The organism is Paracidovorax citrulli (assembly GCF_900100305.1).
Taxonomy (GTDB): Bacteria; Pseudomonadota; Gammaproteobacteria; order Burkholderiales; family Burkholderiaceae_C; genus Paracidovorax; species Paracidovorax citrulli.
The window spans coordinates 91,289-106,981 of sequence record NZ_FNEY01000007.1; the positions used below are offsets into that span (position 1 = coordinate 91,289).

Below are 15,693 nucleotides of genomic sequence, written 5' to 3' on the forward strand. Positions count from 1 at the left end.
CGGGACATGCGTTCCGGGCGCTTCTTTTTTTTGGAGCTTTCAGTGTAACGGGGAAGCCCCGCACCGGCGTGCGTAGTTTTGCTTAACTCCCGCCCGGTCCGCGGCCCTTCCGGGCAGCGGAACCGAGGCCGTCACTTCAGCTGGGCCTTGAGCAGCTTGCCCAGTTCGGACGGGTTGCGCGTCACGACGAAACCGCACTCTTCCATGATGGCGAGCTTGGCATCGGCCGTGTCGGCGCCGCCGGAGATCAGCGCGCCGGCGTGGCCCATGCGCTTGCCGGGAGGGGCGGTGACGCCGGCGATGAAGCCGACGATCGGCTTCTTCATGTTGGCCTTGCACCACTGGGCGGCTTCGGCTTCGTCCGGGCCGCCGATTTCGCCGATCATGATGACGGCGTCGGTGTCGGGATCGTCGTTGAAGGCCTTCATCACGTCGATGTGCTTGAGGCCGTTGATCGGGTCGCCGCCGATGCCCACGGCGCTCGACTGGCCCAGGCCGACTTCGGTCAGCATGGCCACGGCTTCATAGGTCAGCGTGCCGGAGCGCGAGACCACGCCGATGCGGCCCTTGCGGTGGATGTGGCCGGGCATGATGCCGATCTTGATCTCGTCGGGCGTGATCAGGCCGGGGCAGTTGGGGCCCAGCAGCAGGGTCTTCTTGCCGCCGGCGGCTTCCTTGGCCTTCATCTTGTTGCGCACTTCGAGCATGTCGCGCACGGGGATGCCCTCGGTGATGCAGATGGCCATGTCCAGGTCGGCCTCGACGGCTTCCCAGATGGCGGCCGCCGCGCCTGCGGGCGGCACGTAGATCACCGACACGGTGGCGCCGGTCTGCTGCGCGGCTTCCTTGACGCTGCCGTAGATCGGGATGTTGAAGATCGACTCACCGGCCTTCTTCGGGTTCACGCCGGCCACGAAGCAGTTCTTGCCGTTCGCGTATTCCTGGCACTTCTCGGTGTGGAACTGGCCCGTCTTGCCCGTGATGCCTTGGGTGATGACCTTGGTGTCTTTGTTGATGTAGATCGACATGAGTGTTCTCCGGGCTTACTTGACGGCGGCAACGATCTTCGTCGCGGCTTCGGCCATGGTGTCTGCGGCGATGATGGGCAGGCCGGACTCGGCCAGCATCTTCTTGCCCAGCTCTTCGTTGGTGCCCTTCATGCGCACGACCAGCGGCACGTTCAGGTTCACGGCCTTGCAGGCGGTGATGACGCCGGTGGCGATGGTGTCGCACTTCATGATGCCGCCGAAGATGTTGACCAGGATGCCTTCGACCTTGGGGTTCTTCAGCATGATCTTGAAGGCTTCGGTGACCTTCTCGGGGGTGGCGCCGCCGCCCACGTCCAGGAAGTTGGCCGGCTCGCCGCCGAACAGCTTGATGGTGTCCATGGTGGCCATGGCCAGGCCCGCGCCGTTCACGAGGCAGCCGATGTTGCCGTCCAGGCTGATGTAGGCGAGGTCGAACTTGGAGGCTTCCACTTCGGCCGGATCTTCTTCGTCCAGGTCGCGCAGGGCCACGATCTCGGGGTGGCGGAACAGGGCGTTGGCGTCGAAGTTGAACTTGGCGTCCAGGGCCATCAGGTCGCCCTTGGAGTCGCAGTTCAGGGGGTTGATCTCCACCAGGGACGCGTCGGTGTCCATGTAGCACTTGTAGAGCTTGGCGAAGATGTCCAGCGCCTGGTCCACGGACTTGCCGGACAGGCCGATGGCTTCGGCGACCTTGCGGCCCTGCTCGGGCGTGATGCCGGTCAGCGGATCGATCATCTCGGTGACGATCTTGTCGGGCGTGGAGTGGGCCACTTCCTCGATGTCCATGCCGCCTTCGCTGGAGGCGATCAGGGCGACCTTCTGCGTGGCGCGGTCGGTGACCAGCGAGACGTAGAGTTCGTTCTTGATGTCGGCGCCGTCTTCGATGTAGAGGCGGCGGACCTTCTGGCCCTCGGGGCCGGTCTGGTGGGTCTTGAGCTGCATGCCCAGGATGTCGCCGGCGAGCTTCTTCACGTCGTCGATGCTCTTGGCGACCTTCACGCCACCGCCCTTGCCACGGCCACCGGCGTGGATCTGGGCCTTGACCACCCACACGGGGCCGCCGAGCTTCTGGGCGGCTTCCACGGCTTCCTGCACCGTGAACGCGGGAATGCCGCGGGGAACGGGCACACCGAAACTGCGCAAGATTTCCTTGCCTTGGTATTCGTGAATCTTCATGAGGTCTCTCTCAGGGGAAGGATGGTGGTAACCCGTCTGCCATGACCGGATGTCTGGCCGCGGGCGGGTGACATGGCAGCCGGCGACTGTATCATGCTGCGACGCACCATCCCCCTGCGGCAGTCACGTACCCTGCTGGCTTTCCGCGCCTTCCCTTTCCAGGAGACCTCCATGGCCAAGATCTTCATCGACGGCGAAGCCGGCACCACGGGACTGCAGATCCGCGAGCGCCTGCAGGACATGCCGCAGGTGGAGCTGGTGAGCATCGCGCCGGAACTGCGCAAGGACCCCGCGGCCAAGCGCGACCTGATCGCCGGGGTGGACCTCGTCGTGCTGTGCCTGCACGACGATGCGGCGCGCGAGACGGTGGCGCTGGTGGATTCCATCGAGGCCGCCACGGGCCGCACGATCAGGGTGATCGACGCCAGCACGGCCCACCGCACGGCGCCGGGCTGGGTGTTCGGTTTTCCCGAACTGGCGCAGGGACAGCGCGACGCCGTGGCGGGCGCCACGCGCGTGGCCAATCCCGGCTGCTACGCGACCGGCGCCATCGCGCTGCTGCGCCCCCTGGTGGATGCCGGCCTGGTGCCGGCGGACTTTCCCGTGGCGCTGCCGTCGGTCAGCGGCTACACCGGCGGCGGCCGCACCATGATCGAGGCCTACGAGAAGGGCGACGCCGCGCCGTTCGAGCTCTACGCGCTGGGCCTGTCGCACAAGCACCTGCCCGAGATCATGAAGTACACCGGCCTCACGCGCCGGCCGATCTTCGTGCCGTCGGTGGGCAATTTCGCGCAGGGCATGCTGGTGCAATTGCCGCTGCACCTGGACCTGCTGCCGGGCGCGCCCAAGGGCGCCGACCTGCACGAGGCGCTGGCCGCGCACTACGCCCGCAGCAATACGCCGGAACAGTGGGTGCGGGTGCTGCCGCCCTCCGAGGACGGCAAGCTCGAACCGCTGGCGCTCAACGGCACCAATGCGCTGGAGATCCGCGTCTTCGCGAACGAAACGCACCGCCATGCCGTGCTCGTGGCCCGGCTGGACAACCTCGGCAAGGGTGCCAGCGGCGCCGCGGTGCAGAATCTGCGGCTGATGCTGGATCTGTAAGGCCCGCCCGCGCGCCCCGGAGCGATCCGGGGGCGGCCCTCAGGCCAGGGCCATGCGCTGGAACAGCCCGCCCGGCAGCCGGGCGACCTGTCCTTCCAGCTCCAGCTCGAGCAGGGCCACCTGCAGCCGGGATGCGTCGAGGCCCGTGCGCGCCACCAGGGCATCCAGCCCCATGGGGTCGAATCCCAGCGACTCCAGCACGTCGGCATGCGGGCCTGAAGCGGCACGGTCCGGCGGCTCGCTCCCGTCCGCCCCTTCAGGGCGGGCTGACGGGGAAGCCGTGGATGGCGCGGCGGGCAGGCGCAGCTCCTCCAGCACATCCTGGGCGGATTCCACCAGCTTCGCGCCCTGGCGGATGAGCGCATGGCAGCCGCGCGACTGCGGCGCATGGATGGAGCCGGGGATGGCGAACACTTCGCGCCCCTGCTCCGACGCCAGCCGCGCCGTGACGAGCGAGCCGGAAGCCAGCGCGGCCTCCACCACCAGCGTGCCTTGCGAAAGCCCGGCGATGATGCGGTTGCGCCGGGGGAAGTTGGCGGCCAGGGGCGGCGTGCCGAGCGGATATTCGCTGACCACCACGCCCTGGCGGGCGATGCGGTGCGCCAGGTCGCGGTGGCGGGCCGGATAGACACGGTCCAGCCCCGTGCCGACCACGGCGATGGTGCAGGGGCCGGAAGCGCCACCGTCCGCCAGGACCGGGCCGGCCTCCAGGGCCCCTTCGTGCGCAGCGGCATCGATGCCGAGCGCCAGCCCCGAGACGATGCACAGGCCCGCGCTGCGCAGCGCCCGCCCGAATTGCCGGGCGTTCTCCGCGCCCTGCGCGGTCGGGTTGCGGCTGCCGACGATGGCCAGGCAGCGCTCCAGCGGCCAGCGCGATGGGCCCGCCCCGTCCAGCCAGCGCGGGGCGCCGAGCAGGTGCAGCAGCAGCGGGGGATCTTCGGTGGCGAGCAGGGCCGCGGGATAGGCCGCGTCGCCCAGCGACACGATGCGCCGCGCGGGCGCATCGCCATCGCCTGCGGGCTCCGCCGTGTTGAGCCATTGCCAGGTGGCGTCCTCCAGCGCGGCGAGGCCCGGCGGGACGGTGCACAGCGCTTTCGCCTGCGCAGAAGTGGCGAGCGCCGCCAGGTCGCCCTCCGGCTGCTGGAAGATCTGCTGCGGCAGGCCGAAGGCAGCCAGCAGCCGCCGCGCCGTGCCCGCGCCCACGCCGGGAGTGAGCATGAGGCGCAGCCATGCGGAGAGTTCGTCGCGTTGCATGCAGGGGAGCATAGCGGCGCGACGCCACTGCCGCGTTACTGCGTGGTACGGCCAGGTGCGACCGATGCCGGAAGCGTCGTGCGGGCCGCTCCTACTGCGGATTCACGAGACGGTCGCCCACGCGCACGCCCTGGCGCATCTGCAGCAGGAGCGCATAGGAGACGCGGTCGAAGGTGCGGAAGACCATGGCCGTGCCATTGGCCTCGCTGGGCAGCTTGATGGTGCCGCGGTCCGGATCGGTCTTGTCCAGGATGCGCTCGCCCTTGGTGAGCACGGTCAGCACGAGGCCCGGCTGCATGCCGTCACGGGTGCCGCGGTTGATCGCGACCACCTGGTTCTGCGCCGCGTAGGCGACGGCGGCGCTGCCGTAGATGGACACCACGCGCGCATCCACCGGGAACTGGGGCGCCTGCGGCGTGTAGCTCGTGTAGCCGCGCTCCGGGGCGGGCAGCAGGCGGTCGCCGAAACGGATCTCTTCCTTCGCGCCAGAGAGGTCGATGGTGGCGGGCACGGGATCGGTCCGGGCACCGCCGTCGGGCGTGCGGGTCTCTTCCGTGGCTTCGCCGCGCACCAGGTCCGCCCGGGCGACGTACTGGGCCTCGTAGCCCAGGATTTCGCCGGTTTCGGGGTCCTTCATCGGGACGGCGTTGCGGAACACGCGGTAGTGGCGCGGCACGCCCGGGTCGAGGCGCAGGGGCCGCCCGGCCGGGCCGCGCGCATAGGCGCGGTCGCCGTTGGCCATGAGCACGCGCTCGTCCACCGTGGCCACGATGCGCGGGGTCTGGGACAGGGTCAGCTCGTCCACGACCAGCGGTTCGACCAGGAAGGGCTCGATGAGGTGCGGGGGCAGCGTGGGCAGCGCCGTGCCGGCGAGGCTGTCCGTGCGGGTGCGGGGGGAGATGCGGACGGTTTCCGGGTCGCCGTCCGTGCCGCCGCGGGCGGTGCGCAGGCGCGCATAGCCGTCCACCTTCTCGAGGTAGAGGGTCTGGCCCGGGAAGATCAGGTGCGGATTGGGGATGGACTGCAGGTTCATGCCCCAGAGTTCGGGCCAGCGCCAGGGGCGCAGCAGGTACATGCCCGAGATGCCCCAGAGCGTGTCGCCGCGCTTGACGACGTAGGTGTCGGGCGCGTTGGGCGCCAGCTCGGCGAGCGGCACTCCGCGAGAGGCCACCTGCTGGGCCGTGGCGCGCTGCCCGGCCGTGACGGGATAGTTCTGCGCATGCCCGGCCAGCGGGACCGCGATGGCCGCGGCGGCAAGCGTGAGCGCGCCCAGGGCCGGTGCCCGCAGGCGGGTGGATGCATTCATGTTCTGGATCCCGTTGCTCTTGCTCTTGTCAGCACACATCGCTAAAACGCCCCTCGCTGGCAGCGGGCCGTCTTGCTGGTGACAAAACTTGCCGGCCGATACGTTACAAATCAACAAGGATTCTGGCCCCAAGCCCCGGATCGGGCAATGATTATTGCCCTCGCCGCCAGCGGCGCGGCGTGAAAGTGGCGAAAATAGCGACATCTTCGTCCGTTGTCCCATGGCCCTCCTTCCCATCCTCTGCTATCCCGATCCCCGCCTGCACAAGGTGGCCCAGCCCGTCCAGGTGGTGGACGACCGCGTGCGCGCGCTGCTGGACGACATGCTCGAGACCATGTACGACGCGCAGGGCATCGGGCTGGCGGCCACGCAGGTGGACGTCCACGAGCGGATCATCACCATCGACGTGTCCGAGGACCGCGACACGCCCCTGGTGCTGATCAACCCGGAGATCCTCTGGGCCAGCGAGGACAAGCAGGTCGGCGAGGAAGGCTGCCTGTCCGTGCCCGGCATCTACGACGGGGTGGAGCGCTCCACCGCCGTGCGCGTGCAGGCCCTCGACGCGCAGGGGCAGTCCCGCGTCATCGAGGCCGAGGGACTGCTGGCCATCTGCATCCAGCACGAGATGGACCACCTGCTGGGCAAGGTGTTCGTCGAGTACCTCTCCCCCCTCAAGCGCACGCGCATCAAGACCAAGATGCTCAAGCAGCAGCGGGGTGCCCGGGCATGATCGACCGCACGGCCACGTTCTGGCGCCGCGCCGCGGCGGCCTGCCTGGCCGTGCTGCTGGCCGCCTGCGCATCGCCCGACTTCCTGCGCCCGGGCGCGCAGCGTGGCGAGGTGCTGCGCGAACTGGGCCAGCCCTACTTTTCCTCGACGCTGCCCGGCGGCGGCGAGCGCATGGTCTATACCACCCAGCCCATGGGGCGGCAGGTCTACCATCTCGATTTCGACGCGCAGGGCCGCCTCGTGCACCGCGATCAGGTCCTCACCTTCCAGAACCTCGCCGGAATTCCCGCCGGCACGCCGGCCGAGGAGGTGCGCCGCTTCTTCGGCCCGCCGATGCGGGTGGAGCAGGTCGCCCGCTTCGATGGCGACATCTGGACCTACCGTTTTCTCGACGACATCAATACGCGCCGCTTCGCGCACGTGCACATCGACCGCCGGGGCGCGGTACGCAAGGTGATGTTCACCGACGAGCCCGATCCGCGCGAGTGGCGCCATTTCTGACCGACCGGCGCCCCCGCGGGGAGCGCTTTTTTCCGCTGCCATGAAGATCATTTTCGCGGGCACGCCCGAGTTCGCCCGGGTGGCCCTGGAGCGCCTGCTCGCCGCAGGCGCCGAAGTCCCCCTCGTGCTCACCCAGCCCGACCGGCCCGCCGGCCGGGGCATGAAGCTGCAGGCGTCCCCCGTCAAGCAGTGCGCCCTCGCCCACGGCATCGCCGTGGCGCAGCCGCGCGGGCTGCGGCTGGACGGCAGATATGCCGAGGACGCCGCCGCCGCGCGCGCCGCGCTGGAGGCGGCCGGGGCCGACGCCATGGTGGTCGCGGCCTACGGCCTGATCCTGCCGCAGTGGGTGCTGGACCTGCCCCGGCTGGGCTGCCTGAACATCCATGCGAGCCTGCTGCCGCGCTGGCGCGGGGCGGCGCCCATCCACCGCGCCATCGAGGCGGGCGACGCCGAGACGGGCGTGACCATCATGCAGATGGATGCCGGCCTGGACACGGGGGCCATGCTGCTCATCGAAAAAACCGCCATCGCGCCGCGCGAGACCACGGCCACGCTGCACGACCGGCTGGCCGACCTGGGCGGCCGGCTGATCGTGGAGGCCATGGAGCTGGCCGCCTGCGGCGGGCTGGCGGCGACGCCCCAGCCGGCCGAAGGCGTGACCTACGCGCACAAGATCGAGAAGGCCGAGAGCGCGATCGACTGGAAGCTGCCCGCCGCGGCCATCGACCGGCGCGTGCGCGCTTTCGATCCGTTCCCGGGCGCCTCGACGCAATGCGGCGCCGAAACCATCAAGGTCTGGGGGTGCGAGCCGCTTCAGGTGCCCCCGCCGGAGGGCGCGCAGCCCGGAGAGATCCTGCAGGTCGATGATGCCGGCGTGGACGTGGCCTGCGGAGGCCCGGACGGAGCGGCCGGCGTGCTGCGCCTCACGGTGCTGCAGCGCGCGGGCGGCAAGCGCCTGCCGGTGGGCGACTTCCTGCGAGGCCATCCGCTGGCGCCGGGCATGGTGCTCGGCGGCGGGGCCGGTGCATGAGCATGGCGGAGGACGCATCCGCTGGCGAACCGGCCGGCACCGTGCCGCGTTCGGCGGGGGAGATGGTGCGGCATCCGTTTTTCCGCACCGGCATGACGGACATGATCGGCACCAGCGTGGGCATCGGCGCCTGGGGACTGGTGACCGGGGTGGCGATGGTCAAGAGCGGCATGCCCGTGGGGCTGGCGATCTTCATGTCGCTCACCGTCTATGCGGGCAGCGCCCAGCTCACCGTGCTGCCGTTGCTCGCCGCGGGGGCGCCGCTGTGGGTGATGTGGCTCGCGGCCTGCTGCGTGAACCTGCGCTTCGTCATCTTCAGCAGCATGTGGCGCAGCTATTTCGCCTGGCTGCCACGCCGCCGGCGGCTGGCGGTGGGGTATTTCAGCGGCGACGTGATCTTCGTCGCCTTCATGAAGCGCTTTCCGCGGCCCGCGCCGCAGGCCGAGCAGGTGCCCTACTTCTGGGGCGCGGCAGTGCTGAACTGGCTGTCGTGGCAGGTGCCGTCCATCGCCGGGATCCTGCTGGCGAACGTGGTGCCGCTGTCCTGGGGACTGGGCTTCGCGGGCGTGCTGGCGCTGCTGGGCGTGCTGCTGTCCATGCTCTTCGACCGCGCCACCTGGATCGCCACGGGCGTGGCGATGACGGCGGCGATCGCCGCGTTCTCGCTGCCGCTCAAGCTCAACATCCTGGTCGCGATCGCGGCCGCCGTGGCCGCCGGGCTGCTGATCGAGGCGGCGGACCGCCACCTGCGGCGCAGGCCCGAGGTGCGGCTCGTGCCTGCGCACGGCACGCTGCGGCCCGACGAGAAAAAGCACGTGCAGGACGGGGACGTGGTGCCGCTGCGCGAGGAGGACCACCCATGAACGGCGGCAGGCGGCGCGCGGGGGAGGCGGCATGGAAGCGTCGGTGACGGAGATCGTGGTGGCGACCGTGGGGCTGGCGCTGATCACGCTGGTCACGCGCGCCTTCTTCATGATTCCGGAGAAGGAAGTCCCGATGCCCGACTGGCTCAAGCGCGGGCTCAAGTACGCCCCGCTCGCGGCCCTGGCAGCCGTGCTCGCGCCGGAGCTCTTCATGGCGCGCGGGGAATTCATCGGCACCCTGCAGGACGCGCGGCTGCCGGCCATGGCCTGCGCCACGGCCTATTATTTCTGGCGCCGGGGCATCCTGGGCACCATCTGCGTGGGCATGGCGGTCTATCTGCCGCTGCACATCGGCCTGGGCTGGTAGCCCGCGCGGGCCGCCCGCCTGTGGGCAGCCGCCTACGGAGCGCCCGCGACGGCGGCGCCTACAATCCCCCGCAGTTTTTCCCGCCACAGCCCGACCGCGCGCCACGGCAGATGGCCGGCCGGGCTTTTCCATACCTATCGAGCCCATGCAAATCCTTCGCTTTTCCGACCTCTGCGCCCAGGGCCAGGCCCGTGGCCAGCGCGTGTTCATCCGTGCCGATCTGAACGTGCCCCAGGACGACGACGGCCGCATCACCGAAGACACGCGCATTCGCGCATCCGTGCCGTGCATCCGGATGGCGCTGGACGCGGGCGCCGCGGTGATGGTGACGAGCCACCTGGGCCGCCCCACGGAAGGCACGCTCACGCCCGCGGACTCGCTCGCGCCCGTGGCGGCACGCCTGTCGGAACTGCTCGGCTGCGACGTGCCCCTGGTGGCCGACTGGGTGGACGGCGTGCAGGTGCAGCCCGGCCAGGTCGTGCTGCTGGAGAACTGCCGCGTGAACGTGGGCGAGAAGAAGAACACGCCCGAGCTGGCACAGAAGATGGCGAAGCTCTGCGACATCTACGTGAACGACGCCTTCGGCACCGCGCACCGCGCCGAGGGCACGACCTACGGCATCGCCGAATACGCGAAGGTGGCCTGCGCCGGCCCGCTGCTGTCGGCCGAGATCGATGCCATCGGCAAGGCGCTGGCCCAGCCCGCGCGGCCGCTGGCCGCCATCGTGGCCGGCAGCAAGGTCTCCACCAAGCTGACCATCCTCAAGAGCCTGTCCGACAAGGTGGACCAGCTCATCGTGGGCGGCGGCATCGCCAATACCTTCATGCTGGCCGCGGGCCTTTCGATCGGCAAGAGCCTGGCCGAACCCGACCTCGTGAGCGAAGCCAAGGCCGTGATCGAGGCCATGAAGGCGCGCGGCGCCGAGGTGCCGATTCCCACCGACGTGGTGGTCGCCAAGACCTTCTCGGCCGACGCGCCCGCCACCGTCAAGGCCGCCACCGACGTGGCCGATGACGACCTGATCCTGGACATCGGCCCGCAGACGGCCGCGAAGCTGGCCGCCCAGCTCAAGGCCGCCGGCACCATCGTCTGGAACGGCCCGGTGGGCGTGTTCGAGTTCCCCGCCTTCGAGAACGGCACCAAGGCCATCGCCCAGGCGATCGCCGAGTCGCCGGCCTTCAGCATCGCCGGCGGCGGCGATACGCTGGCCGCGATCGCGAAATACGGCATCGAGAAGGACGTGGGCTACATCTCCACGGGCGGTGGCGCCTTCCTGGAAGTGCTGGAAGGCAAGACGCTGCCGGCCTTCGAGATCCTGCACAAGCGCGCCAACGGCTGATAGCGGTCTGCGATCGGGTCGCCCTTCAGGGCAACCGAGACAAGAGCCTGCCGGCATCCAGCCTGCGGGCTCTCGTGCCGTCCGGGGCAGGCGCCGTCACGGCAGGGCGACGGCCGGGTTGAGCGTGTACAGGCCGGTCAGGCGGGCCTCGGCCAGCACGGGTGCCCTGGCCAGCGCGGCGCGCACGTTGGCGCCGGTCAGCGGGCCCTCGACCTGCAGCGTGGGGGTGCCGAGCGCGTACACCGTGAAGACGTAGTGGTGCACGATGGCGTCGTTCCAGGGCGGGCAGGGACCGTCATAGCCGTAGTAGTCGCCCCGCATGTCCTGGTCGCCCGCGAACCAGCCGGTGTAGTCGTTGATGCCGTGGCGCAGGCCTTCGGGCGCGGCGGGGCCGGGCTTGCCGCGCGGCGTGACGGCGCTGGAATGGGAGCCGGCGGCGATCTCGGTGCGGTCTGCGGGAATGTCGAGCAGCAGCCAGTGGAAGAAATCCACGCGGGGCAGGCTGGCGGGCACGGTGCGGCCCTCCTGGTTCACGTCGTCGCCCTGGCTGGGCACGTCCGGGTCATGGCAGACGATGGCGAACGACTGCGTGCCGGCCGGTGCGCCGCTCCAGGCCAGGTGCGGATTGCGGTTGGCGGACAGCGCGACGTGCGCCGCCGCATCGGGCACGGCGAACGCGAATTCGCCGGGAATGGCCTGCCCGTCCTGGAAGCTGTGGCTGGTGAGTTGCATGCGTGAAGGCTCCTGTGCGGTGAAGGGACCAGGAAAGAGGGAGAAAGATGTGCACGCCCCCGGCGGGCCGGAGGCATGGCTGCATTCTAGAAACCAGTCGCGGCAGCGAACGCACCGCATCCGATCCCATCGGGCCCCGATCCCGCCCATCTGGCGGGAACTGCGGCTTCACGCTCTCCGATCCGGCCACAGCACCGAGGCGATGGCGGCCACCATCAGCGCCACGGCCGCCCAATCCTGCCAGTGCAGGCGTTCGCCCAGCCACAGCGCGCCGCCGAACACGCCGAGCACGGGGATGAACATCACGGACAGCGTGGAGGCCACGGGCGGCAGCGTGCGTGCCAGGTAGAACCAGGCCGGCTGCGCGAAGCCGAAGGCCAGCACGGCGTTGTAGAGCACGGCGCCCCATACGACCGGCGTGGGCATCGCCCAGCGGTCACGCTCGAACACCACCGACAGCACGACCAGCACCGCCAGCGTCTGCACCGTCATCCAGAACGACAGCGTGAGCGTGGGCAGGGGGATGGTGCTGCGCCGCAGCAGCTGCGTGCCCAGCCCCCAGGCGGCCGCGGCCGAAAGCATCAGCAGCACGCCATACGGACGGCCGCCGAGGGCGCTCAGTTCGTGCCACAGCAGCAGGAACACGCCACCGGCCGCCGCAGCGACGCCGCACCACGCCCGGGGCGCCAGGCGTTCGCCGAAGCAGGCGGCGCCCAGCACCGCCGAGAAGATCGGCATGGTGTAGCCCAGGATGGCCGCCCGTCCGCTCGAGAGCTCGGGGATGGCCAGGATGGCCAGCACGTACCACACCACCATGTTCGCGAGACCCAGGCCCGCGAGGGGCCACCAGTAGGCGCGCGGCACGGCGAAGGGCAGGCGCAGGGCCGCCAGCACCGCGCCGAGCAGCGGCAGCCCCAGGCCGAGCACCAGCACGCGGAAGGTCAGCGGCGGAAAGCCCGTCACGCCCAGTTTCATCACCGGCCAGTTCAGTCCCCACACCAGGGTCAGGACAACGAGCACGGCGAGCTGGCGGCAAGTGAGTACGGGCATGGATGCGGATCGTATCGGGGAGGCGCAACCCGCGCAGTCGTGCGCGGCACCCGGCCCGGGGGCGCAGGGGGCGCCTTCTACAATCCCGGCCATGACCTTCATCGACATGCTGCGCGGCGCCACCGCGCGCAACGACTCCCTGCTCTGCGTGGGCCTGGACCCCGAGCCATCGCGCTTTCCCGCCGGCCTGCGCGGCGATGCCGGCCGCATCTACGACTTCTGTGCGGCGATCGTCGATGCCACGGCCGACCTGGCCTGCGCATTCAAGCCGCAGATCGCGTATTTCGCCGCCCACCGCGCGGAAGAGCAGCTCGAGCGCCTCATGCGGCACATGCGCGCCACCGCTCCGCACGTGCCCGTGATCCTGGACGCCAAGCGCGGCGACATCGGCTCCACGGCCCAGCAGTACGCGATCGAGGCCTTCGAGCGCTACGGCGCCGACGCGGTGACGCTCTCGCCCTTCATGGGCTTCGACTCGATCGAGCCTTACCTGGCCTACCACGGCAAGGGCGCCTTCCTGCTGTGCCGCACGTCCAACCCGGGCGGCGACGACCTGCAGAGCCAGCGCCTGGCGAGCGTGGACGGCCAGCCGCTGCTGTTCGAACACATCGCGCGGCAGGCCCAGGGGCCCTGGAACCGCAACGGCCAGCTGGGCCTCGTGGTGGGCGCCACCTACCCGGCCGAGATCGAGCGCGTGCGCGCCCTCGCCCCGACGCTGCCGCTGCTCATCCCGGGCGTGGGCGCCCAGGGCGGCGATGCGGCCGCCACGGTGCGCGCCGGGCTGCGGCCGGACGGCCCGATCGTCGTGAACTCCTCGCGCGCCATCCTGTATGCGAGCGCGGACGAAGGCTTCGCCGCTGCGGCACGGCAGGCGGCGCAGGCCACGCGCGATGCGTTGAACGCAGCACGGGGCTGAACGCAGCCGGGTGACGGCTGGCGCTGCCGGCATGCCCGCCCCGGAGCGCCTCGGGCGACTCCGCGGCGGCCGGACGCGGCACCCGCAGCGCTGGAGAACTCCAACATCTTTTCAACATGGCAACTGCACGCGAGGGAATGAGGAACATCAAGTCCCTGCAGATACTCAGGGCCCTCGCGGCGACAAGCGTTGTGTACTTCCACATCAAGGCCGAGCCGGTTTTCGGTTCCTTTGGTGTGGATATCTTCTTCGTCCTCAGCGGCTTTCTGATGGCGATGATCATGGCGACCGGGGAACCCGCCACGAGGTTCGCGGTCAGCAGGGTATCGAGAATCGTCCCGCTCTATTGGATATTGACGACAAGCGTTCTGCTGCTTGCCGCCCTGAAACCGGAATTGCTCAATTCCACCACGGCGAACCTCGGAAACTACGCCAGGTCACTGCTGTTCATCCCCTATTTCAAGGAAAACGGCGCCCTGCATCCCATGCTGGCCGTCGGCTGGACGCTCAATTACGAGATGTTCTTCTACCTCTGCGCATGGCTGGTGCTTTTGGCCAGGGCCAAGGCCCGGCACGTCCAGATGATTTCGGTAGCTTTTCTCATAACGGCCGCCTATTTGGCGGGCAAATACGCTTCGGGGACGGTGGCCGCAGAGTTTTTCGGGACCTCGTTGGTTTTTGAATTCATCCTTGGAATGCTCGCCCATGCGGCATACAGGAAAAACATACTGGCAAGGTTCAGAAAATCCCATCTGTTTCTGGCGGCTGCAGCCTCATACATGGCGATGGCGTGTCTCGAAATCCGGGAAGTGGACGTCCCGCGGGTTCTCCTGTTTGGGGTGCCATCGACCCTCCTCGTGATGTGCTTCATCGGCTGCGAGGAAACCCGCTTCGTGCAGGAGAGCAAACTGTCGGGAGTCCTCGTCTCGATCGGCGACGCCAGCTACGCGACTTACCTGAGCCACTACTATGTCGTGGAGGGGGTGAGGAAAATTGCCCATCAGAAAATGGACCTCATCGATCCCTACACGCCTTTCGGCATAGCGGTCATCCTGGGACTGGCGCTGGGTTGCGGCAGCATGATGTATGTCTTCGTGGACAGGCCATTGAGCAGGTATTTCAAGCGCAAGCTGCTTCACGCCGGTACGGCGGTGCAGCCGCATTGAGCTGCCCGTGCCGGCCATCCAGGGCCGCGGGGCCAGAAGGCCCCAGGCCGACACACTCAACAGCGGTAGCACCTGTCATGCAGCTCAAATGGATGGAAGACTTCATCGCGCTGGCCCAGGAACGCAGTTTCACCCGCGCAGCCGAACTGCGGCACGTCACGCATCCCGCATTCGGGCGGCGCATCCGGGCACTGGAGGCCTGGGCCGGCACGGCCCTGGTGGAGCGCGGCGGTGCGCAGGAGCAGGACGCCGGCCATCCCCGTGGCCGCGGCGGTGCGGGCGGCCCGGTGCGGCTGACGGCGGCGGGAACGGCCTTTCTCGCGACGGCGGAGCAGCTCGCGCGCGAGCTCTCCCAATCGCAGGGGGAGCTGCGCGCCATCGCCGGCCGGCAGGCGCGCTCGGTCACCATCGCCACGGGCCGCACGCTGGCGCGCACGGCGCTGGCGGACGCCCTCCCGCGGCTGCGGGCGGTCCTGCAGTCCGCAGAGCTGCGGGTAGTGACCAACGGGCTGGCGCAGACGGTGGAGATGCTGGAGCGCGGCGAGGCGGACTTCTGGCTGGGCTACCACCATGCCGCGCTCGAAGTGCGGCTGGACGGGCGCTCCTACGCCCACGCCACGCTCGCGTCCGACCGGCTCGTGCCCGTGTCGCGCGCGGATTCCCAGGGCCTGCCGCGGCATGCACTGGCTTCGTCCGGCTCCGCGGTGCCTTACCTCGCCTACGCCGACACGCTGGCGCTCGGCCGGCTGGTGGAAGACCTGCTGGCGCGGCACCCGCTGGCGCCCCGGCTGCGCCGCATCATCGAATGCGACTCGGCCGACGCGCAATACGAGTACGTGCACCGCGGACTGGGCGTTGCCTGGCTGCCCTGGTCCATGGTGCGGGCCGACTGCCAGGCCGGACGGCTGGCTGCGGCCGGTGAACGCCGCCTGGAACTGCGTTTCGACGTTCGGCTGGTCCGGCCCAAGCGCCGGCTCACCGATGCCGCCGAGGCGGCATGGCAGGCTTTCGTGCGCGCCTGACTGCCGGGCTGCACCCGCCGGTGGTGCCGGATCGGCACGGCTTCGTGCCCATTTGGCACCGTCTGCCTGCACGCGGGTCCGACAATCGTGCCCACCCCCTGCGTCCACTC

The 15,693-nt window shown here is 69.6% G+C and carries 16 protein-coding genes; 10 read left to right on the forward strand and 6 right to left on the reverse strand.

Annotation, left to right across the window (positions count from 1 at the left end):
- Positions 1-131 precede the first annotated feature (131 nt).
- Positions 132-1,028, reverse strand: coding sequence for a succinate--CoA ligase subunit alpha (gene sucD, locus BLR99_RS06915; RefSeq protein WP_011797684.1), 897 nt, complete (start codon positions 1,026-1,028; stop codon positions 132-134).
- 15 nt (positions 1,029-1,043) lie between these two features.
- Complete coding sequence (sucC, locus tag BLR99_RS06920; RefSeq protein WP_011797685.1) at positions 1,044-2,204, reverse strand: ADP-forming succinate--CoA ligase subunit beta; 1,161 nt, start codon at positions 2,202-2,204, stop codon at positions 1,044-1,046.
- Between the two features lie 171 nt (positions 2,205-2,375).
- On the opposite strand from sucC, the gene argC reads away from it, so the two are divergent.
- Entirely contained in the window at positions 2,376-3,308 is a 933-nt protein-coding gene (gene argC, locus BLR99_RS06925; protein WP_011797686.1) for an N-acetyl-gamma-glutamyl-phosphate reductase, read from the forward strand.
- A gap of 39 nt (positions 3,309-3,347) precedes the next feature.
- Here argC and dprA read toward each other — a convergent pair whose 3' ends face one another.
- A complete protein-coding gene (dprA, locus tag BLR99_RS06930; protein WP_041827648.1) occupies positions 3,348-4,562 on the reverse strand; it encodes a DNA-processing protein DprA in 1,215 nt (404 codons plus the stop codon).
- A 91-nt stretch (positions 4,563-4,653) separates the two neighbouring features.
- Positions 4,654-5,868, reverse strand: coding sequence for a LysM peptidoglycan-binding domain-containing protein (locus BLR99_RS06935; RefSeq protein WP_416406459.1), 1,215 nt, complete (start codon positions 5,866-5,868; stop codon positions 4,654-4,656).
- A gap of 220 nt (positions 5,869-6,088) precedes the next feature.
- Between BLR99_RS06935 and def the strand changes: the two genes are divergently transcribed.
- The 6 genes from def to BLR99_RS06965 all read left to right on the forward strand — a co-directional run bounded on the left by def (position 6,089) and on the right by BLR99_RS06965 (position 10,697).
- On the forward strand, positions 6,089-6,598 hold the full coding sequence (gene def, locus BLR99_RS06940; protein ID WP_011797689.1) for a peptide deformylase: 510 nt from the start codon (positions 6,089-6,091) through the stop codon (positions 6,596-6,598).
- Complete coding sequence (locus tag BLR99_RS06945) at positions 6,595-7,098, forward strand: hypothetical protein (protein WP_011797690.1); 504 nt, start codon at positions 6,595-6,597, stop codon at positions 7,096-7,098. Before def ends, BLR99_RS06945 begins: the two co-directional genes overlap by 4 nt.
- Positions 7,099-7,138: 40 nt before the next feature.
- Positions 7,139-8,128, forward strand: a complete 990-nt coding sequence (gene fmt, locus BLR99_RS06950) for a methionyl-tRNA formyltransferase (protein ID WP_048857449.1) — start codon at positions 7,139-7,141, stop codon at positions 8,126-8,128.
- A gap of 62 nt (positions 8,129-8,190) precedes the next feature.
- Positions 8,191-8,991: an AzlC family ABC transporter permease gene (locus BLR99_RS06955; RefSeq protein ID WP_048857463.1), complete on the forward strand. Its 801-nt coding sequence runs from the start codon at positions 8,191-8,193 to the stop codon at positions 8,989-8,991.
- 31 nt (positions 8,992-9,022) lie between these two features.
- Positions 9,023-9,358 (forward strand): AzlD domain-containing protein, encoded by a 336-nt coding sequence (locus BLR99_RS06960; RefSeq protein WP_011797693.1) that lies wholly within the window; start codon positions 9,023-9,025, stop codon positions 9,356-9,358.
- A gap of 145 nt (positions 9,359-9,503) precedes the next feature.
- Positions 9,504-10,697, forward strand: a complete 1,194-nt coding sequence (locus BLR99_RS06965) for a phosphoglycerate kinase (RefSeq protein ID WP_017438983.1) — start codon at positions 9,504-9,506, stop codon at positions 10,695-10,697.
- A 96-nt stretch (positions 10,698-10,793) separates the two neighbouring features.
- On the opposite strand, the gene BLR99_RS06970 is transcribed toward BLR99_RS06965, so the two are convergent.
- Both BLR99_RS06970 and BLR99_RS06975 read right to left on the reverse strand, forming a co-directional pair.
- The gene (locus tag BLR99_RS06970) at positions 10,794-11,429 is read right to left on the reverse strand and encodes a YbhB/YbcL family Raf kinase inhibitor-like protein (protein ID WP_017438982.1); all 636 of its coding nucleotides are present in this window, start codon (positions 11,427-11,429) and stop codon (positions 10,794-10,796) included.
- Between the two features lie 168 nt (positions 11,430-11,597).
- On the reverse strand, positions 11,598-12,479 hold the full coding sequence (locus BLR99_RS06975) for a DMT family transporter (RefSeq protein WP_046060598.1): 882 nt from the start codon (positions 12,477-12,479) through the stop codon (positions 11,598-11,600).
- A 91-nt stretch (positions 12,480-12,570) separates the two neighbouring features.
- On the opposite strand from BLR99_RS06975, the gene pyrF reads away from it, so the two are divergent.
- From pyrF to BLR99_RS06990, 3 genes are all read left to right on the forward strand, one after another.
- Positions 12,571-13,395, forward strand: a complete 825-nt coding sequence (pyrF, locus tag BLR99_RS06980) for an orotidine-5'-phosphate decarboxylase (RefSeq protein ID WP_046060597.1) — start codon at positions 12,571-12,573, stop codon at positions 13,393-13,395.
- Between the two features lie 116 nt (positions 13,396-13,511).
- On the forward strand, positions 13,512-14,561 hold the full coding sequence (locus BLR99_RS06985; protein WP_082081956.1) for an acyltransferase family protein: 1,050 nt from the start codon (positions 13,512-13,514) through the stop codon (positions 14,559-14,561).
- Positions 14,562-14,638: 77 nt separating this feature from the next.
- Complete coding sequence (locus BLR99_RS06990) at positions 14,639-15,583, forward strand: LysR family transcriptional regulator (protein WP_011797699.1); 945 nt, start codon at positions 14,639-14,641, stop codon at positions 15,581-15,583.
- Positions 15,584-15,693: the final 110 nt, after the last annotated feature.

Excerpts from the sequence above, each read along its gene's own strand:
- BLR99_RS06945 (WP_011797690.1), top strand. The coding sequence starts at position 6,595 with ATGATCGACCGCACGGCCACGTTCTGGCGCCGCGCCGCGGCGGCCTGC.
- BLR99_RS06985 (WP_082081956.1), top strand. The coding sequence starts at position 13,512 with ATGGCAACTGCACGCGAGGGAATGAGGAACATCAAGTCCCTGCAGATA.
- BLR99_RS06935 (WP_416406459.1), bottom strand. The coding sequence starts at position 5,868 with ATGAATGCATCCACCCGCCTGCGGGCACCGGCCCTGGGCGCGCTCACG.
- BLR99_RS06975 (WP_046060598.1), bottom strand. The coding sequence starts at position 12,479 with ATGCCCGTACTCACTTGCCGCCAGCTCGCCGTGCTCGTTGTCCTGACC.
- BLR99_RS06990 (WP_011797699.1), top strand. The coding sequence starts at position 14,639 with ATGCAGCTCAAATGGATGGAAGACTTCATCGCGCTGGCCCAGGAACGC.
- def (WP_011797689.1), top strand. The coding sequence starts at position 6,089 with ATGGCCCTCCTTCCCATCCTCTGCTATCCCGATCCCCGCCTGCACAAG.
- BLR99_RS06970 (WP_017438982.1), bottom strand. The coding sequence starts at position 11,429 with ATGCAACTCACCAGCCACAGCTTCCAGGACGGGCAGGCCATTCCCGGC.
- sucD (WP_011797684.1), bottom strand. The coding sequence starts at position 1,028 with ATGTCGATCTACATCAACAAAGACACCAAGGTCATCACCCAAGGCATC.
- sucC (WP_011797685.1), bottom strand. The coding sequence starts at position 2,204 with ATGAAGATTCACGAATACCAAGGCAAGGAAATCTTGCGCAGTTTCGGT.
- fmt (WP_048857449.1), top strand. The coding sequence starts at position 7,139 with ATGAAGATCATTTTCGCGGGCACGCCCGAGTTCGCCCGGGTGGCCCTG.
- dprA (WP_041827648.1), bottom strand. The coding sequence starts at position 4,562 with ATGCAACGCGACGAACTCTCCGCATGGCTGCGCCTCATGCTCACTCCC.
- argC (WP_011797686.1), top strand. The coding sequence starts at position 2,376 with ATGGCCAAGATCTTCATCGACGGCGAAGCCGGCACCACGGGACTGCAG.
- BLR99_RS06960 (WP_011797693.1), top strand. The coding sequence starts at position 9,023 with ATGGAAGCGTCGGTGACGGAGATCGTGGTGGCGACCGTGGGGCTGGCG.
- BLR99_RS06965 (WP_017438983.1), top strand. The coding sequence starts at position 9,504 with ATGCAAATCCTTCGCTTTTCCGACCTCTGCGCCCAGGGCCAGGCCCGT.
- pyrF (WP_046060597.1), top strand. The coding sequence starts at position 12,571 with ATGACCTTCATCGACATGCTGCGCGGCGCCACCGCGCGCAACGACTCC.
- BLR99_RS06955 (WP_048857463.1), top strand. The coding sequence starts at position 8,191 with ATGGTGCGGCATCCGTTTTTCCGCACCGGCATGACGGACATGATCGGC.